Origin of the sequence: Cloacibacillus sp. An23 (assembly GCF_002159945.1) — a bacterium.
Lineage (GTDB): Bacteria > Synergistota > Synergistia > Synergistales > Synergistaceae > Caccocola.
The window spans coordinates 155260-181682 of record NZ_NFJQ01000006.1 but is presented as its reverse complement, the minus strand read 5'-3'; the positions used below and the strand labels follow the sequence as shown (position 1 = coordinate 181682).

The 26423-nt window shown below is 59.9% G+C and carries 16 protein-coding genes; 4 read left to right on the top strand and 12 right to left on the bottom strand.

Going from position 1 to position 26423, the window contains the following annotated elements:
• Positions 1 to 87: 87 nt before the first annotated feature.
• Positions 88 to 1458 (top strand): SAF domain-containing protein, encoded by a 1371-nt coding sequence (locus B5F39_RS07580; protein WP_087365539.1) that lies wholly within the window; start codon positions 88 to 90, stop codon positions 1456 to 1458.
• 147 nt (positions 1459 to 1605) lie between these two features.
• Here the strand turns inward: B5F39_RS07580 and B5F39_RS07575 are convergent, their stop codons facing one another.
• The 4 genes from B5F39_RS07575 to B5F39_RS07560 form a co-directional block, all read right to left on the bottom strand.
• A complete protein-coding gene (locus B5F39_RS07575; RefSeq protein ID WP_158095980.1) occupies positions 1606 to 4251 on the bottom strand; it encodes an Ig-like domain-containing protein in 2646 nt (881 codons plus the stop codon).
• A 657-nt stretch (positions 4252 to 4908) separates the two neighbouring features.
• Complete coding sequence (locus tag B5F39_RS07570) at positions 4909 to 5898, bottom strand: zinc-binding dehydrogenase (protein ID WP_087365536.1); 990 nt, start codon at positions 5896 to 5898, stop codon at positions 4909 to 4911.
• Positions 5899 to 5990: 92 nt separating this feature from the next.
• Entirely contained in the window at positions 5991 to 7316 is a 1326-nt protein-coding gene (locus B5F39_RS07565) for an SLC13 family permease (RefSeq protein ID WP_087365535.1), read from the bottom strand.
• Positions 7317 to 7394: 78 nt separating this feature from the next.
• Positions 7395 to 9302: a sigma 54-interacting transcriptional regulator gene (locus B5F39_RS07560; RefSeq protein WP_087365532.1), complete on the bottom strand. Its 1908-nt coding sequence runs from the start codon at positions 9300 to 9302 to the stop codon at positions 7395 to 7397.
• A gap of 208 nt (positions 9303 to 9510) precedes the next feature.
• On the opposite strand from B5F39_RS07560, the gene otnK reads away from it, so the two are divergent.
• Positions 9511 to 10767: a 3-oxo-tetronate kinase gene (otnK, locus tag B5F39_RS07555; protein ID WP_087365530.1), complete on the top strand. Its 1257-nt coding sequence runs from the start codon at positions 9511 to 9513 to the stop codon at positions 10765 to 10767.
• Between the two features lie 2 nt (positions 10768 to 10769).
• Entirely contained in the window at positions 10770 to 11351 is a 582-nt protein-coding gene (locus B5F39_RS07550; RefSeq protein WP_204245071.1) for a class II aldolase/adducin family protein, read from the top strand.
• Between the two features lie 130 nt (positions 11352 to 11481).
• Here B5F39_RS07550 and B5F39_RS07545 read toward each other — a convergent pair whose 3' ends face one another.
• The gene (locus tag B5F39_RS07545; protein WP_087365527.1) at positions 11482 to 12924 is read right to left on the bottom strand and encodes a hypothetical protein; all 1443 of its coding nucleotides are present in this window, start codon (positions 12922 to 12924) and stop codon (positions 11482 to 11484) included.
• 237 nt (positions 12925 to 13161) lie between these two features.
• Here B5F39_RS07545 and B5F39_RS07540 point away from each other — a divergent pair, with 237 nt between their 5' ends.
• Positions 13162 to 14349, top strand: a complete 1188-nt coding sequence (locus tag B5F39_RS07540; protein ID WP_239391167.1) for an iron-containing alcohol dehydrogenase — start codon at positions 13162 to 13164, stop codon at positions 14347 to 14349.
• Positions 14350 to 14785: 436 nt separating this feature from the next.
• On the opposite strand, the gene B5F39_RS07535 is transcribed toward B5F39_RS07540, so the two are convergent.
• The 7 genes from B5F39_RS07535 to B5F39_RS14035 form a co-directional block, all read right to left on the bottom strand.
• A complete protein-coding gene (locus tag B5F39_RS07535) occupies positions 14786 to 15397 on the bottom strand; it encodes an NAD(P)H-dependent oxidoreductase (RefSeq protein ID WP_158095979.1) in 612 nt (203 codons plus the stop codon).
• Positions 15398 to 16031: 634 nt separating this feature from the next.
• On the bottom strand, positions 16032 to 16520 hold the full coding sequence (locus B5F39_RS07530; RefSeq protein ID WP_143330687.1) for a hypothetical protein: 489 nt from the start codon (positions 16518 to 16520) through the stop codon (positions 16032 to 16034).
• Positions 16521 to 16558: 38 nt separating this feature from the next.
• The gene (locus B5F39_RS07525) at positions 16559 to 17017 is read right to left on the bottom strand and encodes a GNAT family N-acetyltransferase (RefSeq protein ID WP_158095978.1); all 459 of its coding nucleotides are present in this window, start codon (positions 17015 to 17017) and stop codon (positions 16559 to 16561) included.
• A gap of 231 nt (positions 17018 to 17248) precedes the next feature.
• Positions 17249 to 20800: a pyruvate:ferredoxin (flavodoxin) oxidoreductase gene (gene nifJ, locus B5F39_RS07520; RefSeq protein ID WP_204245070.1), complete on the bottom strand. Its 3552-nt coding sequence runs from the start codon at positions 20798 to 20800 to the stop codon at positions 17249 to 17251.
• A gap of 155 nt (positions 20801 to 20955) precedes the next feature.
• Positions 20956 to 23490 carry an AMP-binding protein gene (locus tag B5F39_RS07515; protein ID WP_087365516.1) on the bottom strand — a complete coding sequence of 845 codons (2535 nt, stop codon included), beginning with the start codon at positions 23488 to 23490 and terminating at the stop codon, positions 20956 to 20958.
• Positions 23490 to 24908: an alpha-isopropylmalate synthase regulatory domain-containing protein gene (locus B5F39_RS07510; protein WP_087365514.1), complete on the bottom strand. Its 1419-nt coding sequence runs from the start codon at positions 24906 to 24908 to the stop codon at positions 23490 to 23492. Before B5F39_RS07510 ends, B5F39_RS07515 begins: the two co-directional genes overlap by 1 nt.
• Before the next feature lie 663 nt (positions 24909 to 25571).
• Entirely contained in the window at positions 25572 to 25832 is a 261-nt protein-coding gene (locus B5F39_RS14035) for a hypothetical protein (RefSeq protein WP_143330685.1), read from the bottom strand.
• Positions 25833 to 26423 lie beyond the last annotated feature (591 nt).

Here is a 26423-nt window from a genome sequence, read left to right as displayed (position 1 = left end):
CGCGCCCCTGCGCAAAAACTTTGGCACGGCGTTTGCTATAACTATAGGCGGTAGGTTTCATACAAATTTTCATAAGGAGATGGGCTTATGGACTACACCAATCTGCTGAAGAACGCCGGCGGCAAGAAGTCGCGTGTTGGGATAATAGGAGCGACTAAGGGCTACGGCTACACGCTGCTCGCGCAGATACCGAAGGTCAAGCTGATGGAGCTGCGCCTCATATCCTCGCGCCACACCGACGAATGCGAGAAGGTCCTCATCGAGCTCGGATGGCCTAAAGAGAAGCTCGCCGTCTGCTCGACCAAGGAAGAGATACAGGCCGCGCCGAAGGACGCGGTGCTCATCGTCGGCGACTACCGCCTCGTCCCCGAGAGCGACATCACCGCGCTCGTCGAATGCACCGGCAACTCCCTCGTCAGCTCCGAGGTCTGCATAGAAGCTCTTCGGAGGGGCATAAACGTCTATATGTGCTCGAAGGAGACCGACAGCGTCTGCGGCACGATGCTGAACCAGATAGCCGCCGAGAACAACGCGATATACGCGCTCGTCAACGGCGACCAGCCGCGCAACCTCGTCGATCTCTGGTCGTGGGGCACGCTGCTCGGCTTCGAGATAATCGCGGCGGGCAAGGCGAGCGAGTACGACTTCGTATGGGATCCCGAGACCGGCGAAATGACGATGACCGAAGGCCCGCACTTCCCGCACGAGAACATCCCCGGCCTCAAAGAGTTCTGGCACTACAAGGACCGCTCGACGCTCGAGGGACGCCGCAAACTGCTTGAAAAATACATGAACGTCATCTCCGCCGACCTCTGCGAGATGAACCTCGTCTCCAACATCACGGGCCTCGTCCCCGCCGCGAAGCGCCTCAGCTATCCCGTAGCGAAGGCGAGCGAGCTCGCCGACATCTTCATCCCCGAGGAGGACGGCGGCGTGCTTAAGAAGACCGGCGTCGTGGACGTCTTCTGCTGCCTGCGCGCGCCCGACGAGGCGAGCTTCGGCGGCGGCGAATTCATCATCGTCAAATGCGAGAACGACGCGGTGTGGGAGCTTCTCGCGGGCAAAGGCCACGTCGTAAGCCGCAACAAAAAATACGCCTGCCTCTTCCTGCCCTACCACATCATGGGCACAGAGACGCCGGCTTCGATAATCCTCGGCGACTTCATGGGAATCGGCGCGCACCCCGAGTGCCGTCAGGTCTCCGTCATGGCGGGCGTCGCGAGCCGCGACCTCCCCGCCGGGACTGTGCTTGAAGTCAAGGGGCACCACCACTCGATAGACGGCCTCGTCCCCGAGCTCTGGGAGAAGGCCGAAGCTGCGGAGATCGCCCCGTTCTATCTGCTGAACGGCCTCACGCTGAAGCACGACATAAAGAAGGGCGAGCCCGTCACGAAAGACTCCGTGGACCTCGGCAGCGGCGTCCCCGTGGAGCTCTACGAAAAAGGCTTCGCGCTGTAAGCCGCGCGAAATCCGCGAAAGAACACAGCAGTACGAAATCCCCGTCCGCGCGGCGGGGATTTTTTGTACGGCGCGCAAGAGAAGAGAGAGGCGCGCGGCCTCTCTCTCGTCTTGTGGATTGCGCTTCGCGCCGGCGCGCGGCGCGCGTTATTTCCTTCTCTTCATCGCGAGCGGGACTATCGCAAGCAGAGCGAGCGCTCCCCATCCCGCGGAGCATCCGCCTCCGCCGCCGCCCGAGGGCTGCGGTGCCGGCGCCGGCTCGGCGGCGGCTACAGTCACAGTCACGCTCGCGGCTACGCTTCCGTCTATGCTCGTCGCGGTTATCGTCGCCGTGCCCTCGCCTCTTGCCGTGACAAGCCCTTCGGCGTCCACCGTCGCGACAGATTCATCGGAACTCGCCCACGTTACGGCGGGGTTGGTCGCGTTCGGCGGCGTCACCGTCGCGGTAAATTTGACCGTGCCGCCCACCGTCAGCGCAGTGCTTCCACTCGCGTCTATGTCTATGTCCTCGACCGGCACAGGCGGCAGAGTCACTGTTACGATACAGCGCGCCGTGAGCTCCGCTCCTTCGCGCGCGCCGTTCGCCGTCGCCGTTATAGTCGCGCTTCCCGCGTCGTGCGCGCTGACCGTGCCGTTTTCGTCTACCGACGCCACAGCCGCGTCGCTCGTCGTCCACGTTACGCTCCTGTCCGTCGCGTTATCCGGCGTCACGGCCGCAGTGAGCGCCGCCGTCGTACCGGACTCGAGCGAGAGCGAGCCGCTCGACAGCGTCAGCCCAGTCGCGTAGATAGGCGTGACCGTCAGAGCACACGTGTCGGAATACCCGCCGACCGAGGCCGTCACCGTCGCCGTGCCGCCCTTCGACGGAGTTATCGTCACCTTCGTCTGTTTGTCGCCGTCGTATGAAATGCTCGCAATCGGCGGCTCTACGCTCCACGTCACGGCGCTGAACTGGGCGTTCGAGGGCGAGACCTTCGCTTCAAGCTCGCCGTATGCCGCGACATTCAGGTCGATGTCGAGCGTCTCCGCGTTAAGCGCAAGCCCGCTCACGTTCGGCAGCGCGAAGTCGAGCGTCAGTTCGCCGCTCGGCTGTCCGCTCTGCGGGTCGCCGCCAGCCGCCGTCGCGGTCAGCTTCACGCTTCCGGCGGAAGCCGCGTTCTTCGTCGATACCGTCACGGGGTTGTCCGTCGCGCCGCCCGATATGCTCACGTCCCCGTTCTGTACCAGAGTGCCGCTCACGTCCGTCAGGCTCCACGTTACGTTCCGGTTCGCCGCGTTTGCGGGCGAGACCGTGGCCGTGAATGTGTGCGAGCTTCCGTCGAGGTAGAGCGTCTCCGTCACGTCGGGCGATATCGTTACGTTCTCGGCGTAGACGGGCGTTACTGTTATCCTGCAGGTGTCGGTGAGCGCGGAGTTTGCCTGCGACGTTACCGTGAGCGTCGTCTCGCCCGCGGCGACGGCTGCGACCGTAGCCGCGCCGTTTCCGCTGTCCGTGATGCTCACGACGCCGCTTGGCGAGGCGCTCCACGTTACGGATTTGTTCGTCGCGTTGGTCGGTTTGTATGATACGGAGAATGTCTGCGTCTCGCCTATTTTCATCGACACGTCGTCGGAGGCCGGCGAGAGCGTGATTTGCGTCAGTTCGATATCCGAGACTATGACGTTCAGTGTGAATGTGTACTGCGTATATTCCGTACCGGAGTACGACGAGGATGCAAAATCATACTTATAGAGGTCTGCCGTCACCGTTATCTGCGCCGAGCCGGACGCCGCGCCCGTGGGCGTGACAGTGAACGTGCCATTGCCGTTGTCGGTTATATTGATGATACCGCTGTTGGTCGTCGCGCCTGCATCCTTCACGCCCGTGCCGTAGACGTCCGCGAGCTTGCCGGGAAAGGGAACGAGGCTGATCGTCGCACTGTAATCGGCGTCGCCCGTCGCGGCGTTCGGGTTTATCGCGGTCTTGTCGATAGAGGCCGAGAGCGTCGTCGCGATGCCGCTAACATCTGCGCTTGTTCCTATCATTGTAACTCCGCCAGGTTGGGTTCCCCCCCCTACGCCTTTGCCCGCCGTGCCTTCGAGCCACGCGCAGTTCCCCAGCGTCGCCCCTCCTGTGTGTCCGATGATGCCGCCTACATAGCTGCTGCCATTCCCGGACACCTCTCCTGTGCTGACGCAGTTCGTTATTTTGTCGCCGCCGGAGCTTTGGCCCATGATGCCGCCGACAAAGTCGGACGACCCGGATACCTTTCCACTGTTGACGCAGTTCGTTACGGAACCTGCCCCGCCGTACCCGACGATGCCGCCGATGTTCTGGGGTCTGCTGTCGGCGACGGACGCGCCGGACACAGAGCCTTCATTGGCGCAGTTAGTTATTTTGTAATCGCCTCTTCCGTATCCTGCGATACCGCCGATGTAAAAATAGATTCCGGTAATCGTGCCATAATTCCGGCAATTCTCGACTGTTCCGCCGTTGTTGCTTCCAACGACGCCGCCTAAGAAGTCATAGCCGTACACATCGGCGCGGTTGACGCAGTTGGTTATCTTTCCGCTGCTTTCGTTCTGCCCCGCTATCCCGCCGAGATAACTAGCGTTGGAATAGCCCTCTTCGGAGGTAGTCGTTATTCCGCCGGAGACGGTGCAGTTTTCTATATCGCCAGTGTTTACACCCGCTATTATGCCCATGGAATTTCCGCTGGAGGCAGTTATGTCCGCCTCCGCCACCGTCAGGTTTTTGATTATTCCGCCGGTTCCGATATATCCGAATAGCCCGCTGTAGGTGCGGCCCGTCATCGTCATTCCTCTTATCGAGTGTCCGCCGCCGTCGAATGTCCCGGCGTAATCGTTGCCGGCTGCCCCTATCGGCGTCCAGTTACTTTCTCCGGAAATGTCTATGTCGCTCGCAAGTACGGCGCTCGCGCTCGTGTTCCGAGTTTGTCCGTTCGTGCCGTTGACGACGTCGCGGAAGAATACGAGATGTCCCGCAGTGGAGAGCTGATAGACGCCGTCAACGAGCGGCGGCTCTTCGGCAGTTATCGCGGCGCGCGCGGGAGAGGCGAAGGCCGTCGCAAAGAGCGTGAAAACGAATATCGAGATGAAAAATGTTGAAAAGCGTGAGATTAACCGAAAGTTTAATTTTTCGGGGGGGGGGGAGTATCGTTCCTCTTAAATGAAGTTTCGTTTTGTTTCATGTATTCCTTCCTCCTTTTCAGGCTATTGCAGTTCTCCATTCTACAGCATAACCGCCGCAAATGTTCGCCGTTCCCGCCGCGTGTGCGAAATTTTTTCACTTTTCCGTTTCGCCTCGCGCGTATGCTCCTTCCCCTGCGCTTATCACCGCGGCACGCGCAAGGCGGCGCGGGTTATGACCGCGCGCAAAAGAGCCGCCTCGCGCTGATTTTCCGCGAGGGGCGGCTCTTTACGTTTACTCTCTTAAATCACGCCGCGCCGTTACGGGCGGAAGACTATCTTTATCGCGGCGTCGTTCTTGTCGGCCATTTCGAAGCCGGCCTTGATGTCGTCGAGCTTGAACTCGTGCGTGATGAGCGGCTTTATCTTGACTAGGCCCTGCGCTATCGGGCGCATGGTGTCTGGCACCCAGACGTAGCGCTGCTGCCACGTGTGGTGGACGAGGCATGTGTTGACGAACTCGAGGCCGTCGTCGTGCCAGCGGCTGATGTTGAGCTTCACGGGGGTCGTCACCCAGCTGTAGAAGACGAACTTGCCGTTGTGCTTGATGAGCGCGCTCGCGGCGTTGAAGGATTCCTCGGTGCCGGCGGCCTCCACCACAACGTCGGCTCCCCTGCCGTTCGTGATTTCCTTGACCTTGGCGACGGGGTCTTCCTCTTTGCTGTTGATGGTGATGTCCACGCCGAGGCTCTTGGCGAGCTCGAGCTTGCCCTCGAGCACGTCCACCATGATGACCTTGTATGCTCCCTTGAGCTTCGAGCACTGCGCGATTATCTGTCCCGCGTAGCCCGCGCCCATGACTACGACGTAGTCGCCGAGCTGCACGCCGCTGTTGAGGCCCGAGTACATGGCGCAGGCGGTCGGCTCCCCGAGGCCGGCGATGTCCATGTCGAGATCGTAGGGCACCGGCTGGAGCTGGAAGGACTTGGCCTTGAAGTATTCGGCGAAGTTGTTGTTCCAGCCGAAGGCCATGACCTTGTCGCCTACCTTGTAGTCGCTGACGCGGCTGCCCACCGCGACGACGGTGCCGCCGCTCTCGTGGCCCAGCAGGAACGGGAACTCCGGCGGCTGGCGGAACTCCGCCGTCTGAGGCGGCATGTGTCCGCGGTAGAAGCTCTTGTCGGAGCCGCAGATGCCCATGAGGTGGTTCTTGACTATTATGTCGTCCTCCCCGCAGACGAGCTCTCTTTCAATAAGCTCGATGTCGTAGGGGCCGTTGAGGCGCGCGGCCTTTGTTACGAATTTTTCCATTGTTTCCGCTCCTTTGCAAAATTTCCGTGATTCGTCTCAACTGAAAAAGACCGCCGCCCCGAGACGTGCCGGAGCGGCGGAGCCTGAGTGGTTTAGATGATTCCGAGCATGTAGAGCACGCAGGTCACGAGCGCGCCCGTGAAGCCGGCAACGGTCGAGCCGCCGCCGACGGCGCGGATGCCCTGGTTGACGTCCATGTTGGACATAGAGACCGTGACCCAGAATCCGCTCGAGTTCGCGTGCTTGAACATGAGCGCGCCGGTGCCGCAGGCGAGGAAGGCCGCGACCGGCGAGACGCCGAGCGAGTCAAGCATCGGCTGGACGAGCGCCGCCGCCGTCATGACGCCGAGAGCGTTGGAGCCGGTGACCATGTGGATGATGGCCGCGAGTATCACCGGGACGATGATGGGCGGGAATGGCGAAGCGACTATGAGCTGGCCTATCTGGTCGGCGACGCCGGAGTTCTTGACGAATACCGCGAGCGCGCCGCCCATACCGGTGACGATTATCGGCATAGCCGCGGCGTTGATGCCTTCGTCTACCCAGTTGCTGAGGACTTTCTTAGTCTTCCACTCTTTGCCCGTGAGGACGAGCGAGAGGATGCATCCGGTGAGGAGCGCCGCGAGCGGGCTGCCTATGAAGGACATGAAGTTCGCGACCGGCGTCTTGGGTGCTATGACGGAGGTTACCGTGTTGCAGAGTATGAGGAAGAGCGGGAAGAGTATAGGCATGAGCGACGTGCCGAGCGAAGGCAGCTCCATGTGCTCGGAATCGCGCGCGGATTTGATGAACTCTTCCTTAGGCGCGACGGGGGTCTTGAGCGTGATGCAGTAGAGCGTCGCGGCGATGGTGCTCGGGATGGCTACGATGATGCCCCAGATTATCGCTTCGCCGATGGGCACGCCGAGAAGCGCCGCGGCGGAAACGGGGCCGGGCGTGGGCGGAACGAGCGAGGCGGTGATGAGCGCGCCCATGTAAAGCGCGGTACCGTAGCTCATCATGGATTTCTTCGTCTCATAGGCGAGCAGGGAGACTATCGGTATAAGAAGTATGACTACGGTGTCGGCCCAGATAGGAATACCGAGGATGAAGGACGCGAGCGCGATTCCCCATATGATATTCTTTTCGCCGCAGATTTTGATGGCCCACTTCGTGATGCGTACGGCGGCTCCCGTCTTTTCAAGAACGGTGCCCATCGTGCAGCCTAGGAAGATGACTATCGCGACGCTTTTAATCGTGCCAGCGAACCCGCTGTTGATGGTCCCTTCGATTTTCTCCCACGGCGTTCCGAGACCGATGGCGAGGACTATCGCCGCGATCAGGATGCCGAATCCCGCGTGCAGCTTGTACTTGGAGATAAGCACAATCATCAGCACGATAACGATCGCAAAAACCGCTAATACATAACCAGTTGCCATAAACAGGCCCTCCTACTGTGAATTAAAAAACCCGTTTATCTTAAAAGCAAATTGCGTGCCAATCTCCTCATAAAAATTTTATTTTATCCCGTATTTTTTGATTTTCCGCCAGAGCGTAGAGCGGTCTATGCCGAGCTGCTTCGCGGCGCGGCTCCTGTTGCCGCCGCACTCGGCGAGCGCGCGCTCCACCTCGGCCCTTTCCCCGCGGGCTCCGTCCTCCGCCTCCGGCGCGGCGTGAATGGGGCGCGCCGGCTCAGGCTCCATGTCCTTCGGGTAGAGCGCGCTCAGCACGCCGGCCTTCGTTATCACGCCGTCAGCGCAGAGGACGGCCGCGCGCTCGACTATGTTGCGCAGCTCGCGTATGTTGCCGGCGAAGGGGTAGCCGCCAAGCGCTTCGAGCGCCGACGGCGCTATCTCGGGGCAGCGCGCGCCGGAGACAGCGCCGAGGCGCTTCAGCAGGTGCGCGAAGACTACCTCCGCGTCGCGCCCGCGCTCGCGCAGCGGCGGAAGGAAGAGGCGCAGCACGTCGAGCCTGTACATGAGGTCGCTGCGGAAGAGCCCTTCCTTGGCGAGCCGAGATATGCTCTTGTTGGTCGCGGAGATTATGCGCACGTTGACGGAGATGACCTTCGTGTCGCCGACGCGCCGCACTTCGCGCTCCTGGAGCACGCGCAGCAGCTTGCTCTGCAATGAGAGCGAGATTTCGCTTATTTCGTCGAGAAACAGCGTCCCTTCGTGCGCAAGCTCGAAGAGCCCCATCTTGCCGCCCTTTTTGGTGCCGGTGAAAGCGCCTTCGACGTAGCCGAAGAGCTCGCTCTCGAGCAGGTTTTCAGGAAGCGCCGCGCAGTTGACTGCGACGAAGGGCCCCTTGCGGCGCGCGCTCGCGTTGTGGATGCTCTGCGCGAAAAGCTCCTTGCCCGTGCCGGTCTCGCCGACGATGATGATGTTCGAGTCGGACGCCGCGTAGCGTTGCGCCGTCGCTATGGCGCGCTCTATTACTTCGCTCTCGTGTACGATGTCGCCGAAGTTGTACTTCGCGACGAGCCCCTTCTCGTTGAGGCTGCGGCGTATCTGGCTCTCTAGGCGCTGTATGTCGGTGATGTCGGACAGCGTTATCACGACGCCCGATATGAGGCCGCCCACCCTGACCGGCGCGAGAGACGCCGATACGGTTATCCCCGTCGAGGGAATCGTGATGACGCGCCCCTCTATGCCCTGCCCGCTGAGCAGAACGTCCATGAACGGGGCGCAGAGGTACGGCAGCGACGGCTTGAGCTGCCGGTGCAGCAGGCTCGCGCCGCGGTTCATGTCCTTAACGACGTGGTTGCGCACCTGGATGACGCCGTCCGCGTCCACGTAGAGCACGCCGTCCTTCGACGTATATATGACGGTTTTGTAGAGCTCCGCGACCACGCGCTCGTGCTTTATCTGTTCCACGGTCTCGACCGCGACGTTTATCGCGTGGACTATGGCGTCCTCGCCCGCGCGTATCAGACGGCATTTTATGCCGCGGGCGCTTGCGAGTCCTACCGCGGAGAATCCTCCTATGAGCGCGTCGCATCCGTCCGCCTCCGCCCTGTCTATACTTTTTTCAAGCTCCGCGTAAGTCTCTGCGGGGTAGAAAAATATATCGCAGTCCAGCAGCTTGCAGATGTTCGCGGTCTCGCGTATCTTCTCGTAGAAGCCGCATATAGCGACGCGCTTCGCGCCGAAGTCGCGGCGGCACTCGGCGAGAGTGCGTATCACGTCGTAGCCCGAGATGGTGAGGTCTACGAACGGGAGCTGCGGCAGTATGGAGCGCACGCGCTTCGCCGTCAGGCCGCGCGCGATGACGACGTCGTATGCGTCCACGTCCTTCGCTGAGACCTGATCGACGGTCATTATACGCACCTCCATGTCTATCTCGCGCCGCTTCGGGTGATTCATAAAGACGCGTTCCACCGTGTCTCGCAGTTCGGGGTACGGGGAGATGAAAAGTATGCGCATGACGGTTCTCTCCTTAACTTTAAGTCTCTGTATCGCTAACTGATGCGCCGATGTTACAACATTGCAACATACGTGTCAATCAAATGCAACACTTACGCCGGCGAACCGTAAATTTCCGCCGCGGCCGTGCGCGGACGCGCGGGCGCGGTGGCATTCAATTTGCTATTATTAAAAGCAGAAAGGGAAATTTTACGGAGGAGTGATCATCATGCCGACCTTAGGATGCGTCGCGGACGACTTCACGGGAGCGAGCGACGCCGCGTCGTTCCTCGCGAAGGGCGGGATGTCCGTGCTGCTCACGAACGGCGTGCCGGAACATGAGCCGCGCGAGACGGAGGCCGTCGTCATAGCGCTCAAGTCGCGCACTCAGGAGAAGGAGGCCGCCGTGAGCGATTCTCTCGCCGCGCTGAAATGGCTCGAGGCCCGCGGCGCGAAACAGTTCTATATAAAATACTGCTCGACATTCGACTCGACACCGCAGGGCAACATCGGGCCGATAGCCGACGCCGCGATGGAATATCTAGGCACGCGCTACACAGTGCTCTGCCCCGGCCTGCCCGCGAACGGCAGGACTGTCTCGCAGGGGCGTCTTTACGTGAACGGCGTGCCGCTCGACGAAAGCCACATGAAGAACCACCCGCTGACCCCGATGTGGGACAGCCGCATAGCGGAGCTGATGCGCCCGCAGAGCCGCTACGGGTGCATGGAGCTGCACAAAGACGAGCTCGCGCTGCCGGACGCTGAGATTTACGAGAAAATCAAAAAATTCGGCGAAGGGCGCGAACATTTCTACGTCATACCGGACCACGAGACGGACGAGGACGGCGAGCGTATCGCCGGGCTTTTCGGCGGGCTTGCGCTTCTCACGGGCGGCAGCGGGATTCTCGAGCCGCTCGCGAAGATAGCCTCGAAGGACGGCCGTTACGCGCCGTCGCACGTCCACGGCACGGACGGGCGCGCGATACTTTTAGCGGGAAGCTGCTCGAAGGCCACGCTCGGACAGATAAAACACTTCATTGAAAACGGCGGGCGCTCCTACAAAGTGGACCCTGTGGCGATGCTCGAGGGGCGCGATAATATAGAGAATATCTGGAAGTTCGCCGCGGCGGAGCCGGACGTGCCGACGCTCATATACAGCTCCGACACGAGCGACAACGTGAAGGAGGCGCAGACGTTCGGACAGGAGGCCGTCGCCTCTCTGCTCGAGAACACGATGGCGGAGCTTGCAAAGCGCGCGCTCAATGCCGGATACAGGAGGATAATCGTCGCGGGCGGCGAGACTTCGGGAGCCGTCACGCGCGGCCTCGGCTTCTCGGCCTTCCACATAGGGCACAGCGTCGCGCCCGGCGTGCCCGTGATGACGCCCTACGGAGTGCCGGACGTGCGCCTCGTGCTGAAATCCGGCAACTTCGGCCAGGAGGACTTCTTCGAGCGCGCCCTGCGCATGACCGGAAAGGAAGAATGAATATGGAAGAGCTTGCGAAAAAACTGCGCGACGCGATATGGATAGGCAGGAGCCTGTTCGACCGCAACAAGACCTCCGGCTCGTCGGCGAACATGAGCTTCCTGCACGACGGCAGGATGTACATAACGAAGAGCGGAAGCTGCTTCGGCTCGCTGACGGAGGAACAGTTCGCCGTCATGGACATGGACGGAAAAATCCTCTCCGACAACAAGCCGAGCAAGGAGTGGCCGCTGCACCTCTGCGTCTATAAGCACCGCCCCGAGGCGCAGGCCGTCATACACACGCACGGCACTTACGCAGTGCTGTGGAGCTTCGTTCCGGCCGAGGACGAGACGGACGTGATACCGCACCACACGCCGTATCTCAAGATGAAGCTCGGCACGGTAGGCGCGGTGCCTTACGAGCAGCCCGGCTCGCAGGCGCTATTCGACGCCTTCGAGCGCTGTGTGGACAAGAGCGGCGGCTACCTGCTGAAGCAGCACGGAGCCGTAGTCCCGGGCAAAAACCTGATGGACGCCTTCTATTCGCTCGAAGAGCTCGAAGAAAGCGCTAAAATAGCCTGGATGCTGCGCAAAGGCGCGTAAACGCGAAAAAATCCAGCAACGCAGAAAAGCGGAGCCGCCTGACGGTGGCCCCGCTTTTTTACAGTCAGTTGGCTTACATAAATCCGTTTTTCCAAATTTCAGATATTTTTTATTTTTTGCATTTGTCCCTTCATCGCACCCAGAGATAGAAAATCGTCTCCGTCCCCTCGACGGGCTCGCCGCGGACGTCGAATCCCTGCGCCGTCACTGTGTAGAGGCTCTTTCCCTCGCGTTTCGGCAGCCGCAGCGTGCGGCGGAATTCGTATATCGAGGGCGAACCTTCGTCCGGCTTCGACTCGTCGTAGAAGCGTTCGAGGCCGACGGGGAATTCGTCGGCAATCACCTCGCCGCGGCTGATTTCCTCGGCGCGCAGGCGGATTTTCGCTATTCTGTTCTTCACCGTGTACGTGCCGTCGCCGTTCGGCTCGACCTCGGAGAGCATCGGCTGTACCGGCGTCACGGCTCCGTAGAGCGTCACAGCCTCGCCGGGACGGAGCGCCACGGAGTTGTAGACGTTCCAGTCCACGCGCCCCGCGTTCCCGCGCGGGAAATATTTATCCGGCCTTTCGCCGAGCTCGGCGCGCGCGAAGCGAAGCCGCTCTCCTTCGCCGAGGCGCGTTATCTCGCCCTCGCGGCGCAGTTCCTCGCCCTTGCGTCCTTCGTAAGCCAGAGACGGCTCGCCTATGTCGTAGACATAAAAAACAACCTCGTCGTCGCGGAACATGCGCCCGTCGAAAGCCATGCGCCCGAGCTCGACGCTCTGCGACGTGCTCCGCTCCGAGATGTTGTAGATTATAGTGTGGACGAAGCCAGACGAATATTCGAGCGCGTCGTTCGCGCGCCAGCGCAGCGGTATCTCGCAGGGCGCCGAGAGGCCGACGTTCCAGTAGCCGGGGAACGGGTCGAGATAGAGCCGCCAGCCACGCTCGCGCGCGAGAGCCGCGGCTTTCTCAAAATGTTCGGGCGGCGAGAAGCGCGTCAGAATCTTGTCCGGCACGGAGCCGAGCATCACGTCCTTGTAGGCCTCCGCGACGACGCGCCCCTCGTGAAGAGCGCTCACAGTGACGCGGTAATAGTTCCATTCGAGGTCTTTGTCGTAGATTTCGGCATAGTCGCTGTCATATTCCTTCGTCACGCCGCCCTGCACGAGCGCCGCGTAGCGCTCCTCCGTCACCGCGGCCTTCACGCGCGGGTCGAGGAACGACTCGGGCGACTCGGCGCGGAATATCAGCTCCGGCGGCGGCGAGGCAACGAGCTCCTCGCGCGGCAGTTCCGCCCACGGCGCTATCCCCGGATATTCGAAGAATATGTCGCGCTCGGGCGTGACGCCGCTGACCGGCGAGACGCGGCTCTCGACTACGCGCACGGGCTTTCGTACGCCGTCGCGCATCTCCCCCGCGTCCGCCACCTCGACGCGGATGTCGAGCGGCATCTCCGAAGCCGGTACGCCTTCGCGGTCCACGCGCCCCGCGACGTAAAAGTCGCGCCCCGACTCGAGCACCGTCTCCGTTATGGACGGAACGTCTATCGTGATGCGGACGGCCTCCGCGCCGCGCGGAGATATAAATGACAAGAAAGCCAGACAAACAGCCGCCGTCAATGATCTGCAAGAACGTTTCACACTGCGCGCCTCCCTTCCAAAGCTGCCGGCACGCCCTATTATAACGGAGAGCGCGCCCGCTTTGCGCGGGACGTGCGCGAAATTTCGACGCCGCGCGCGTACCGGCGCGCCGGGTTCCGCGCCCGCACGGTATAATTGTCGAAAGCACGAAAATTCTGCGCGGCTGCCGCGCGAGGGGGAAATTTTCCGATGATAGAAGACTTCACATATTACACGCCGACCAAGGTAGTATTCGGGCGCGGCGCGGAAAACAAGACTGGAGCGCTCGTCGCGGAGCTCGGCTGCAAAAAAGTCCTGCTCCACTACGGCGGCGGGAGCGCCGAACGCACGGGGCTGCTCGGCAGGATACGCGAGTCGCTGCGCGAAGCGGGCGTCGGGTTCGCCGAGCTAGGCGGCGTCGTGCCCAATCCGCGTCTCTCGCTCGTGCGCGAAGGGATAGAGCTCTGCCTCCGCGAAAGAGCGGACTTCATACTGGCCGTAGGAGGCGGAAGCGTTATAGACTCGGCGAAGGCGATAGGCTACGGGGCCGCCGACGAAGAGCGCGGCGACGTCTGGGACTTCTACGCGCGCACGCGGGTTCCGCGCGCCTGTCTGCCCGTCGGCGCGGTGCTGACGATCTCCGCGGCGGGCAGCGAGATGAGCGCCTCGTCGGTGATCACGAACGAAGAGACCGAAACGAAGCGCGGCTACGGCAACGACATCAGCCGCCCGAAATTCGCAGTCATGAACCCGGAGCTGACAATGACCCTGCCCGCCTACCAGACGGCCTGCGGCTGCACGGACATCCTCATGCACACGATGGAACGCTGGTTCGGCGGCGGCGGGAACATGGAGCTGACCGACGGCATGGCGGCGGCGCTCATGCGCACGGTGATGAGGAACGCGCGCATACTCATGGAAAAGCCCGGCGACTACGACGCGCGCGCCGAAGTCATGTGGGCCGGCAGTCTATCGCACAACGGCCTCACCGGCTGCGGCACGGACGGAGGCGACTGGGCGACGCACCAGCTCGAACACGAGATAGGCGCTATCTTCGACGTGGCGCACGGCGCGGGCCTCGCCGCCGTATGGGGAAGCTGGGCGAGATACGTCTACAAGGAAAACCCCGCGCGCTTCGCGAAATTCGCCGAAGAGGTCATGTGCGTAGCGCGCCGAGCGACGGACGAAGAGACGGCGCTCGCCGGTATAGCCGCTATGGAAGACTTCTACCGCGAGATAAAAATGCCCACGACGATACGCGGCCTCGGCATAGAGCCGACCGAAGCGCAGCTGAAGGAAATGGCCGAGAAATGCGAATCGAAATTCGAGGGCGGCGTAGGCACGATGAAAAAGCTCTTCGCACCGGACATGGAGAAGATATACAGGGCTGCGATGTAGGAGGACGGGCCGCATTGTCGTTTTACACGTCCGGCTTGATTCCAGTCATTCGGCGCGGCGGCCTGATGATACGCGGCGCGGCGTTAAAAGGCGCTTTGCCGCGCGCCGCGCGCTGAACGCCGAAGCCCGGTACCGCACGCGGACGGAGGATAAAACGACGTCGTCCCCAGCTTAGCAGCTCCGCGTCTGACGCCGCGCACGTTTCCCGACGACGCGGGAGTCCGAAGTCTCAAGCTCACGCCGGGCGCGCGCCGTTCAAGCCGCCGGACGCCGCGTCAAGCGCTGCATGACAAAATATTCGCTGCGCCGGTACAGCTAATACAATAGCGTGCCACCTAACGGCACGCTATTTATAGCGCTTGTCATCGCCGGTATATCCAGAAAATAATTCCGGAAACGCCGCCATAAAACGGCCCGCCTGCCCTCCCGCTTTAGTTTATTTCGAAACCTCTCTGATTTTATCAATCAGACGTTTCGCGTGCAGACGGGCCTGCTCCACCTGCTTGTCGTGTTCCTGGTCGCGGCGTCCGAGGTTGTAACCCCCGCTGTAGACAAGGCCGCCGAAATCCAGTCCGCAAAGATTCGCAAACTGTATCAGCGGAAGCTGGAAATCGATCATGGCGTGATTCATGCGCTTTCCGGGGGCGTAGTCGCTCTCCGGCGCTCCGGAAGTGCACGACAGAATAAGCGTCTTCCCGTTCAGCAGTCCGCCCTCCGCGTCATGGGCGAATCCAAACGTGTAGACGCTGTCCAAATAGTTTTTGAATATGGACGGCGGCTGATACCAATAGATAGGATACTGAAACACTATAATATCCGCGTCGAGGACGCGCTCGCGTTCGCGTTTTATGTCGTCCTGAGATTCTACTTTGGTTTGGTCGAGGTACAGAATGCCGGCATCCGGAATCGCTTTGTGTACTTCTTCGAGGATCGTGCGGTTGGCGATCGATTTCTGGATATCCGGGCTTCCCGAAACGACCAGGATACGGCTGGAGGCAAAGGCCGTCCCGCATCCCATTATCCCGAGGACGGCCGCGCAGATAAGCAAGCATTGCCTGCAAAACTTTATCATTTTCATTTGTATTATATCCTTTCTTGATTAGACTCTTATTTCCCGTATGTACTGCCGGCGGCGAAATTTGTGATTTATGAAATCAACTGTTTTGACGGCTTCGGACGATCTAAGCCCGGCTTCTACATGAACAAAAAATATGATTTGACGATAGGCATTATCTTCACTTCTTTCCCGTATGTTTTTTATCTCTTTCGCAAAGCGTTGTTAAAACGTCGCCGGTCGGACATCGCTTCCGCTTTGCCAAATTTTTATCTAATATCTCCTCAGCCGTCCCGCAGCCTTTGCTGATTCTGATTTTATGCACATACGGATATAATGTCTAATGCAGATATGTTATATTGAAATCATGCTTTTTAGCTATGGTAAATTATACTGATCAATCTGCCGCGCTGTGAGCTGATAAAAAATAGAAATATTCCAAGACGGATGCGCCGAACGGAAGGACGGCCTGTACCGCGGCGACGCCGAAGCCCTCCCTGTCCTCACGGCAGAGGAACCGGACGCTGGCGTCTGCGGCAGGGGCTTCTGCGCGTCCGTCGTATCGAGGCGAAGTTCGGGAAGATATGGAGCACAAACATCTACAACGGCGCGCAGTTCGCCGCGCGCGTCAGTAGACGAGAAATTTGCCTTTTTCTATATTTCCCGTCCATCCGCATATCAGGCGTCCGCTCCGGTAAACCGCGAGCATGGTCTTGAAAAAATCCGGCGTCGGGAGCTGTTCTTTATAAGCGTCTATCATTGCTATGTTCAGGACGTTGAAGGAAATATCGTTGATTATATATTTTTCATTCAATCCCAGCGGAGCGAGGGCGCTTTCCCACATCTCGAGCAATTTGGGAAGGCGTTCGGCTTTGAACCGCCCGGCCAGTACGTTCCACCACTTATTGTATTCTTCCCGATGGGAGGCGCAGAGCGCGGCCGTAAAATCGCCCTGACGGTCCAGGACAGCGTTTTCATATCTGATTGACCGTATCGACCGTTTGAGCTTTGAGAGCGAGGCGACGGCTTCCGCGTTTTCAACCGCCGCTGCCTTTCCGCAGTTTGAAAACCAGTCGATGGAATAAAGCGCGTCCATAAGTTTTTCATCGAGCTCCATTGGCTGTCCCCTCGTAACGCCGCGCGCCGCCTTTTTTGTCAATCATCTTCCGCCAGTTCCATCCGCAGTATCGGGTAGGGCTTTCCGCAGTCGTCGGTCTCGCGGCGGCTTACTGCGCGGAAGCCGTGCTTTTCGTAGAAACGGCGGGCGCGCGCGTTCTGTTCGTTCACGTCTACGGAGCGGACGCCGCGCGCGAGAGCTTCGCGCATGAGCATGGCCCCGGCGCCGCCTCCGAAATATTCCGGCGCGGCAAAGAGCGCGTCGAGGTGCGACGACGTGACGCCCATGAAGCCGGCGGCCCGCCCAGCGCGCCGCGCTGTCACGAGCAGCGGCAGGCTCCTCAGCGCCTCTTCGACGTAGGGGCGGTAAAATTCCACGCCGCCGTCAGCGAGGAAATCATGGCTCGCGCGCACGGAGTTTTCCCAAAGCGAGAGAAGCTCCGCGACGAGCGCAGCGCCGCGCTCCGTTTCGACGCAGATCGTAAATTCTTCGGACATTCCGCGCGCCTCCTTCTTCGCCGCACAGCCGCGGCCGAGTCTCATTTTTTCAAGAGATTTCCGATTTTCGTCCGCAGTCCGCAAAGACAAACTTCCACGGATAAGCGTACCACGTTCCGCCGCGCGGCGCCTCGACCGAACGGCTTATCCGCGGCGGAACGCGCGCCGGATTTCCCCTTTATGCATAAACGCAAGCCGCGAAAAAGCGCCCCTTTTACGGGGCGCTTCGTTTTATCTTTCTCTGTCCTTCGCCGGTTCGTGCTGCGGCTCCTGGCTCTCTTCCATGTGTTTGTATTTTCTGTAGCGCTCGGCGGCTTCGCGCGTGCCTTCCGCAAAGTATTTTTTCGCGTTTTCGGGGAAGGTGCGTTTGAGCGCCGAGTAGCGCACTTCGCCGTCGAGGAAGTCCTCGTAGGCCATCGTCGGGGCTTTGGAGTCTATCGTCAGCGGCTTTTCCTTGCGCGGGTCGTAGCGGTAGAGTATCCAGTAGCCCGCGTCTACGGCGCGCTTCATTTCGGCCTGCGCGCCGCCCATGCCGCACTTGAGGCCGTGCGCGAGGCACGGCGTGTAGGCTATGACGACGGAGGGGCCTTCGTATTCCTCGGCCTCGCGCAGCGCCTTGACGAGCTGGTTCATGTCCGCGCCCATCGCGACCTGCGCGACGTAGATGTTGCCGTAGGTCATGAGCATCGCGCCGAGGTCTTTTTTCGCGACTTTTTTGCCGCTGATGCAGAACTGCGCGACCGCGCCTATCGGCGTCGCCTTAGAGGACTGGCCGCCTGTGTTGGAGTAGACTTCGGTGTCTACGATGAGGGCGTTGACGTTTTCGCCCATCGCGAGCACGTGGTCGAGGCCGCCGAAGCCTATGTCGTAGGCCCAGCCGTCGCCGCCGTACATCCAGAAGGTCTTTTTCGACAGGTGGTCCTTGTTGGCCAGAAGTTCGCGCGCCGTCTGCGCGGCATCGCCACTGAGCTTCGCGGCTTCGAGCGCCGATACGAGTTCCGCTCCGGCCTTCGGCGATTCGTCGAAGTCGTCGAATGCGGCGAGCCAGTTTTTCAGCGCCGCGGCGAGCTCCGCGGGTATCTCCATCGAAAGGAGCTTTTCAGCGCGCATTTTCTCCGCCGCGCGCTGCTGTTTGACGGAGAGGAACATTCCGAGGCTGAACTCCGCGTTGTTCTCAAAGAGCGAGTTCGACCACGCCGGGCCTTTTCCGGCTTTGTTCTTCGTGTACGGGATCCCGGGCATCGCGCCGCCCCAGGCCTGCGAGCAGCCCGTCGCGTTGGCCCAGTATACACGGTCTCCGAAGAGCTGGGTCATGAGCTTCGCGTATGGCGTTTCTCCGCAGCCGGCGCAGGCCGCGGAGAATTCGAGCAGCGGCTGGCGGAACTGGCTGCCTTTTACAGTCCACGGGTCGAAGGCCCCCTCTTTGTCGCTTATCGTGAGGCCGTAGGCCCACTGTTCCGGCAGCGACTTGGATTCCTCTATCGGCACCATCTTTATCGCCTTTTCCTTCGCGGGGCAGACGGAGACGCAGCTCGCGCAGCCGGTGCAGTCGTCGCGGCTGACCTGCATCGAGAAGTAGAGGCCCTTGTTCCCTATCGCGGGCATCGTCAGGAAACCATGCGGCGCGGCGGCCTTTTCTTCCTCCGTGAGCAGGTAGGGGCGGATGACGGCGTGCGGGCAGACGTAGGCGCAGCGGTTGCACTGTATGCAACGCGCGGGGTCCCACTCGGGGACGTGCGTCGCTATCGCGCGTTTCTCGAAGGCCGTGAGGCCGAGCTCGACTGTGCCGTCCTCGTAGCCCTTGAAGGCGCTGACGGGGAGGTCGTCGCCCTGCTGGCGGTTTATCGGCTCGAGCAGCTTTTCGACTATCGCGGGCTCTCCTGCCGGGCGCGGGCGTTTCGGCTCGTCCTGAGCCTCGGCCCACGAGTCGGGAATTTCTATTTTGACGAGCATCGCGCCGCCGTCTTCTATCGCTGCGATGTTGTTGTTGACGACTTCGTCGCCCTTCGCGAAGAAAGTCTTGCACACCGCGTCCTCCATGTAACGTTTCGCGTCCTCTATCGGGATGAGGTTCACGAGGTGGAAGAATGCCGACTGGAGCGGGATGTTGACGTGGCTGCCGAGGTGGTGCTTCTCGGCTATCTTCGTCGCGTTTATCGTGTAGAGCTTCGCGTGTTTGCGCGCGAGTTTGCGGCGTATGTCCGCCGGGATTTTTTCCTCAAGCTCGTCCGGCTCCCACGGACAGTTGAGCAGCAGCGTGCCGCCGTCCTTGAGCTCGCTCACTATGTCGTAGTTCTGGATATAGGTCGGATTGTGCGCCGCGACGAAGTCCGCGAGCTTGACGAGGTATGACGAGCGTATAGGAGTGTCGGAGAAGCGCAGGTGCGAGATGGTGACGCCGAAGGATTTCTTCGCGTCGTACTCGAAGTAGGCCTGTCCGTATTTGCTCGTGTAGCTGTTGATGATATCTATCGTGTTCTTGTTCGCGCCGACGGTGCCGTCGCCGCCGAGCCCCCAGAACTTGAAGGAGAGCTGGCGCGCGCCGTCGGGATTGACGCGCGGGCCGAGCGGCAGCGAGAGGTGCGTAACGTCGTCGTTGATGCCTATCGTGAAGTTGTTTTTCGGATTTTCCTGCGCGAGGTTGTCGAAGACGGCGATTATCTGCGTCGGGTCGGTGTCCTTCGACGAGAGGCCGTAGCGCCCTCCGACGATGACGGGGCTCATGCCGCTGCCCGAGAATGCCGTGCATATGTCCTGGTAGAGCGGCCCGCCGTTCGAGCCCATTTCCTTGCAGCGGTCAAGGACGGCGATTTTTTTGACGCTCTTCGGAATGGCGCGGAAGAGATGCTCGACCGAGAACGGACGGAAGAGGTGCACCTGCACGTAGCCGGTCTTGCGCCCCTGCGCGTTGAGGTAATCGACGGTCTCTTCCGCAGCTCCGCTGACGGAGCCCATCGCGATGACGATTTCCTCCGCGTCGGGCGCGCCGTAGTAGTTGAAGAGATGATATTCGCGGCCCGTTATCGCGCTTATCTTCGCCATGTAGTCCTCGACGATGCCGGGCAGAGCGTCGTAGAAGCCGTTGTTCGCCTCGCGTATCTGGAAGTAGATGTCGGGGTTCTGCACGGTGCTGCGCATCATCGGGTGCTCGGGGTTCAGAGCCTCGGCGCGGAAGGCCGCGAGCGCCTCGCGGTCGAGCAGCGAGGCGAGCGTCTCGTAGGGCATGGCCTCGACTTTGTTTATCTCGTGCGATGTGCGGAAGCCGTCGAAGAAGTGCATGAACGGGATGCGGCCCTTTATAGCGGCGAGGTGCGCGACGCCGCCGATGTCCATTATCTCCTGCACACTGCCGGTCGAGAGCTGCGCGAGGCCGCACTGGCGGCAGTTCATAACGTCGGAGTGGTCTCCGAATATCGAGAAGGCGTGCGTGCCGACTGTACGCGACGCGACGTGGAGGACGCCGGGATGCCTCTGCCCCGAAAGCCTGTGCAGGACGGGAATCATCAGCATAAGCCCCTGCGACGAGGTGAAGGACGAGGCGAGCGCCCCGGTCTCGAGCGCGCCGTGGACCGCCGCCGCGGCCCCGGCCTCGGACTGCATCTCTATTAGAGTGACCGGCTGCCCGAAGATGTTTTTCTTACCCTTCGCGGCCCACGCGTCGGTCTTCTCCGCCATCGGCGACGACGGCGTTATCGGATATATGGCGGCGACTTCGGTGAAGGCGTAGGCTATATAAGCCGCAGCCTCGTTGCCGTCCATCGTTACAAGCTGTCTTTCGTTCAAAACCATTGACCCCTTTCGGAAAACTCTATAAACCTTCCCTGTTGCAGCATAATTTTATAAATTGTATCACAACGGCGGCAGTGCAAGGCCGCGTTTATAACGAAGCCCGCCGCGCTCTCGCGCGGAGGGCTTCGTGCAATAGATAAGAGGCGGAGCTACGCCGTCTTTACCGCCGCGGCCTTCTGCAGGCCGTATTTCTCGACGGCGTTTTCGCGCATCTTGTATTTCAGGATCTTGCCGGCGGCGTTCATCGGGAACGCCTCGACGAAATCGACGTACTTCGGACATTTATGGCGCGCCATGTTCGCGAGGAAGTAGTCTTTTATCTCCTTCTCGGTAGCGGTCTCTCCGTCCTTGAGCACTATGCAGGCGCATATCTCTTCGCCGAGCGCCTCGTCAGGCACCCCTATGACCTGCACGTCCTTCACCTTCGGATAGGTGTAGAGGAATTCTTCGAGCTCCTGAGGGTAGATGTTCTCTCCGCCGCGGATGATCATGTCCTTCAGACGGCCGGTTATCTTATAGTTGCCGTCCGGCGTGCGGCAGGCGAGGTCTCCCGTGTGGAGCCAGCCGTCTTTGTCTATCGCGGCCGCCGTCGCCTCGGGCATCTTGTAGTAGCCCTTCATTATATTGTATCCGCGCGCTACGAACTCGCCGTTCACGTTGTCGGGCAATTCTTCGTTCGTCTCGGGGTCTACGATGCGGCACTCTATCTCGGGCAGCGCGCGTCCGACCGTTTCGACGCGCACCTCGAGCGAGTCGCTCGTGTCGCTCATAGTGCAGCCAGGCGAGGCCTCCGTCTGACCGTAGACTATGACGATTTCCTTCATGTTCATTTTATCGACGACGTCGCGCATCTTCGCTATCGGGCATGGGCTTCCGGCCATGATTCCCGTGCGCATGTAGGAGAAGTCGGTCTTTGCAAAGTCCTCGTGCTCCATCATCGCTATGAACATCGTCGGCACGCCGTGGAAGCAGGTGATGTGCTCCTGGTTTATGCAGGCGAGCGACGCTTTGGTCGAGAAGTAAGGCAGCGGCGAAAGCGTCGTGCCGTGCGTCATAGCGGCGGTCATAGCGAGCACCATGCCGAAGCAGTGGAACATCGGCACCTGTATCATCATGCGGTCCTCGGTGGACAAATCCATGCGGTCGCCTATGCACTTTCCGTTGTTGACGACGTTGTAGTGCGTGAGCATGACGCCCTTCGGGAAGCCGGTCGTTCCGCTCGTGTACTGCATGTTGCAGACGTCGTGGATGTCTACTGCGGCGGCGAGGCGGTGTATCTCTTCAAGCGGCGTCATGTGTGCGCGCGCGACGGCCTCGTCCCACGTGAGGCAGCCTTTCATGCGGAAGTCCACCGTGATGATGTTGCGCAGGAAGGGCAGGCGGCGGCATGCGAGCGGCTTGCCGGGCGTCGCCGTCTCAAGCTCCGGGCAGAGCTCTTTCATTATCTCGTCGTAGTGCGAGTCGCGGTAGCCCTTTATCATTACCAGCGTGTGCGTGTCGGACTGGCGCAGCAGGTATTCGGCCTCGTGGATTTTATAGGCGGTGTTGACTGTGACGAGCACCGCGCCGATTTTGGTCGTCGCCCAGAAGGTCAGGTACCACTGCGGAAGGTTCGTCGCCCATATCGCGACGTGGCTGCCGGGCCTGACGCCGAGAGAGACCAGCGCGCGCGCGAACTCGTCCACGTCGTCGCGGAACTCGGAATAAGTGCGCGTGTAGTTCAGCGTCGTGTACTTGAAGGCGTACTGGTCGGGGAATTCCTCGACTATGCGGTCGAGCACCTGCGGGAAGGTCTTTTCGATGAGTTTGTCCTTCTGCCACGGATAAAGCCCCTTGCCGCGCTTGCTCTCGTAGAGGCGCTTTGACTTCACCATGCGCGCCGGGCTGCCGAAGCGGTTCATCGTGTTCACGAAGTGCAGCGAGATAAGCTCGAGGTTCGCGATGTCGGGCATCCACTCGGGATTCCACTCGAGCGAGATGAAGCCGTCGTAGTTCAGCGAGTAGAGCGAACGCATCATCGCGTCGATCGGCAGGCTGCCCTCGCAGACGAGGCGGTACTCGACGGCGCAGTCAACTATTTCGGAATCTTTCAGATGTACGTGCTTGATGTACGCGCCGAGGTTCTTGACCGTCTTTTCCGGCGCTTCGCCCGCGTCGCGGAAAGTGTGCTGCAAATCCCAGAGCGCCGCAAGGTTGTCGCAGGCGTATGAGTTGAGCACTTCGCAGAGCCTGTCCGTGTCGGAGAATATGCCTATGGTCTCGATGAGCAGCGTCACGCCGGCCTCGCGCGCCGCGGGCAGCACCGCGTCGATAATGGCCTTCACCGCGCCGCGCTCCTCCTCGTAGCTTTTGCCCGCGTCCTTCGCGCCGAGGCGGACGTACGGTATGCGGAGGTTCTTCGCCGTCTCGATATATTCTCTTATTTCGGCGCAGTTCTCGTCGAACATCGCCGCGTCGGCGATATTGTGCCACGTGTCGATGCACGGTATCGAAAGCCCGGCCTCGGTCATCTCGCGGTGTGCCGCGTTCGCCATCGCGGGGTCGAAGATGCTCGTCTTCTCCGAGAGCTTGGGCTCGTGTATGTTGTGTACCTCTATGCCTGCGAAGCCGCCGTCCTTGGCGACCGCGCAGAAATCCTGCCATGTGTAGTCGTGCCAGCCGAAAGTTGAAAATGAGAGTTTCATTATCTGTGATTCTCCTCGTACGAAATCTTATTCAGCGCGTTGAAATACGCCATGATGCTCGATCCGATGATGTCCGTCGAAATGCCGTTGCCCGCGTAGAGTTTGCCGTTCGAGCGGAGCTTGACGAGCGTCGAGCCCATGGCCTCGCGCCCCTCCGTTACGGCCTGTATCTGGAAGTCGTCGAGCTCGTAGTGGTGTCCCGTTATCTGCTCTATCGCGAGGAAGGCCGCGTCTATCGGGCCGTCGCCGACCGCGAGGCCGAACTGGTCCGCGCCGTTCTTGCGGCAGTGGATGTTCGCCGTCGCGCTGATGATGTTGCCGCTGTTTATGACGTAGCTGACGAGCTCGTAGGTCGGCGGCACCTGCAGCGCAGTCGTAGCGATTATAGCCTCGAGCTCCTTCGTGCCGACCGACTTCTTGCGCGCCACGCTCACGAAAGTTTCATAGACCTTCGCCATATCCTCGTCGGAGAGTTCGTAGCCGAGGCGCGCGACGACCTTCGTCAGAGCGTCGATGTCGTCGTTCGCGTCGAGGCGCACGTCGGAGCCGTCGGAGATCGCCATGCCCGTCTCGAAGGCGCTCGTCTTGCTGCGCTCCCTGCGCGTAATCCAGTTCATCTGCGCGACTGAGCGGTGCAGCTCCGTGTACTTCAGGCCGCACGAATAGTCGTAGTCGTCGCCGCGCATACGGATGACCTGCGCAGCGGCCTCCAGCTCCGGCGCGCAGCCGCCGCCAACCGTCACGTCCACCTCGGAGGCTCCGGCGCGGACGGCGGAAACTGCGCAGGCCGCCGCCATCGACAACTCGTCCGAGCATTTAACGCCGAGCGTCACGTTCTCAAGCTCCGGCACATTCGCGTAAAGCTCTTTCACGAAATTGCTGAACTCGTACGGCATCATCATGCCCGCCGAATCGCATACCGTCACGGTCGTGGCGCCGGCGGCTATCGCCGTGCGCAGCGCGCGGTAAAGGAACTCCGGCTCGCTGCGCGTCGCGTCCACCGCCGCAAACTCGACGTCCGGGCAGAGAGCGCGGCTCTTCGCGACAAGCGTTTCTATCATCTTGATAATTCCGTCCGGCTTCTTGTTGCATACGAACTCCATCTGCACGGTGGAGGTCGGGGCTTCTACGTAAAGCCTCGGATGCGCCGCCTCGGCCACGGCGTTCCACGCAGTCTCGACGCCGCCCTCCTCGAAACCGACGGGAATCGAAAGCGCGCTCTTCTTGACCGCCGCGGCGACGGTGCGCACGAGCAGCGAGTCTATTTTTTCGTTCTCTATCGGCGCGAGGCTGATAACGTCGAGATTAAGCCTGTCGAGAATCTTCGCCTCCTCGATTATCTCCTTGAACGAAAGGGCCCCTTCTCCGCAGCGCGAAGCCTCGCGCAGCGTAATGTCCGTGAATCTGATCTGTTTCATCTCAAACCTCTCCTTTTTCGTCTTCCGAAATCCCGCCCCGAACGGCTATAAAAAAAGCCCCCGAGGCATACACATGCCTCAGGGGCGAAAAATTCACACTCCGCGGTACCACCCTGATTGCCACGTTCCCGCGGCCGCTCATTAGGGCCTCTGACGCGGCCACCCGTAGCTCCTTAAAAGCGGCGCGCCGCCTTAGGGAACTCCGCTCGGGAGCGAGACCGCTCCGCCGCCCTTCGGTTCCGGCTTTCACCTGCGCGCCGGCTCTCTGTAAACCTATCTGCGACGGCCGTAACTCCGTCATCGCGTTTCACGCTATTTACTTTTAAAAGTCTCGACACACAAATATCAAGACTGCATTTTTAAATGATATTACGCCCCGTGCCGGATTGTCAAGGGGTACGGACAGTTTTATTTTAACAATGTAGGTTCGCGTCTATTTTCCCGAGAGCGCTTAACTTTTTCTGCGTCTCAGTTCCTGCAACGGAAAGTGAATTAAGCGTTTCGCTCGCCCGCTTAATGCTTTTGTCTAAATTTGCATTAAGAGAACCGCCGATGGCGATAGCTAATTGAAGTTCTTTAGATGCCACTGTTTCACCCCATTGAGGGCAGGGAAAAAGCCGCCTCAAAAAAGGCGGCTTTTCTTAATATACAAACTAATACAGACTACGTTTCTGGAAAGAGAAGTATAGACGCTTCATATAATCCGCTCCCAACGCCCACGACGAGGACCAGATACATCAATACCCCAATACCTCCCGCTAGATCATATGCAAACCATAGACCTATAAAAAAAGCAGCCAGGTATATCCCCAAAACAATAGAATATATTTTCCCAGGGCTTTTTACTCTTGGGTGGAGGTCAAAGCATTTTTGTTCCGTTTCAGTATCATTTTGCTTGTCATAGGATCTAAAACTTGTTTCCATGCTTTTATACACATCCCAGAAAATCGTCAGTTTAATTATAGCACGGGCACGCCGATTGATATTTCCGTGCTTTTGATATTGCCCGCATCCACTTTTTTATTTTTGCTGTACTCAATTCCAGCCAGAAAGAAATAGGGGGTATGCGTAGCCAAGTTCAGACTGCAGCATACCTCACGGATAATTTGTGCCGGCTGTTCTCCTATATTACGAGCAAAAACTCTACACTGCTCTCGCAATTTACGCAAAGTCCTTAGCTGGTAAAGCGTTAAACAGCTCTGACGGAACTTTTGCGCCACTGCTTGCAGCGCACGCGTAATACACCTTGTCAAGGTCGGCCGCCGGACTATTCAGTATGGCATCGTATGTTTACCGTACATATGTGACAGAGAACCGGATGAAGAAGCGGGAAACACGTCCATGCCGTAAAGTAATTTCACCGCAAATCCACTAGGAGGACGATTCCAGCATGAGTAAGATATCACAAAAGGAACGTTACACACAATCGCTTATTAGATACGCAATGAAGTACGGCGTTACCCAAGCTGCAACAAAATACGAAACAAACAGGCAATATTCCTGAAACATATGCTG

Coding starts and splice junctions, on each gene's coding strand:
- B5F39_RS07510 (WP_087365514.1), bottom strand. CDS start 24,908: ATGAAACAGATCAGATTCACGGACATTACGCTGCGCGAGGCTTCGCGC.
- B5F39_RS07550 (WP_204245071.1), top strand. CDS start 10,770: ATGGAAGAGCTTGCGAAAAAACTGCGCGACGCGATATGGATAGGCAGG.
- B5F39_RS07575 (WP_158095980.1), bottom strand. CDS start 4,251: ATGACGGGCCGCACCTACAGCGGGCTATTCGGATATATCGGAACCGGC.
- B5F39_RS07530 (WP_143330687.1), bottom strand. CDS start 16,520: ATGGAGCTCGATGAAAAACTTATGGACGCGCTTTATTCCATCGACTGG.
- B5F39_RS07565 (WP_087365535.1), bottom strand. CDS start 7,316: ATGGCAACTGGTTATGTATTAGCGGTTTTTGCGATCGTTATCGTGCTG.
- B5F39_RS07525 (WP_158095978.1), bottom strand. CDS start 17,017: ATGTCCGAAGAATTTACGATCTGCGTCGAAACGGAGCGCGGCGCTGCG.
- B5F39_RS07570 (WP_087365536.1), bottom strand. CDS start 5,898: ATGGAAAAATTCGTAACAAAGGCCGCGCGCCTCAACGGCCCCTACGAC.
- B5F39_RS07580 (WP_087365539.1), top strand. CDS start 88: ATGGACTACACCAATCTGCTGAAGAACGCCGGCGGCAAGAAGTCGCGT.
- B5F39_RS07560 (WP_087365532.1), bottom strand. CDS start 9,302: ATGCGCATACTTTTCATCTCCCCGTACCCCGAACTGCGAGACACGGTG.
- B5F39_RS07540 (WP_239391167.1), top strand. CDS start 13,162: ATGATAGAAGACTTCACATATTACACGCCGACCAAGGTAGTATTCGGG.
- otnK (WP_087365530.1), top strand. CDS start 9,511: ATGCCGACCTTAGGATGCGTCGCGGACGACTTCACGGGAGCGAGCGAC.
- B5F39_RS14035 (WP_143330685.1), bottom strand. CDS start 25,832: ATGGAAACAAGTTTTAGATCCTATGACAAGCAAAATGATACTGAAACG.
- B5F39_RS07515 (WP_087365516.1), bottom strand. CDS start 23,490: ATGAAACTCTCATTTTCAACTTTCGGCTGGCACGACTACACATGGCAG.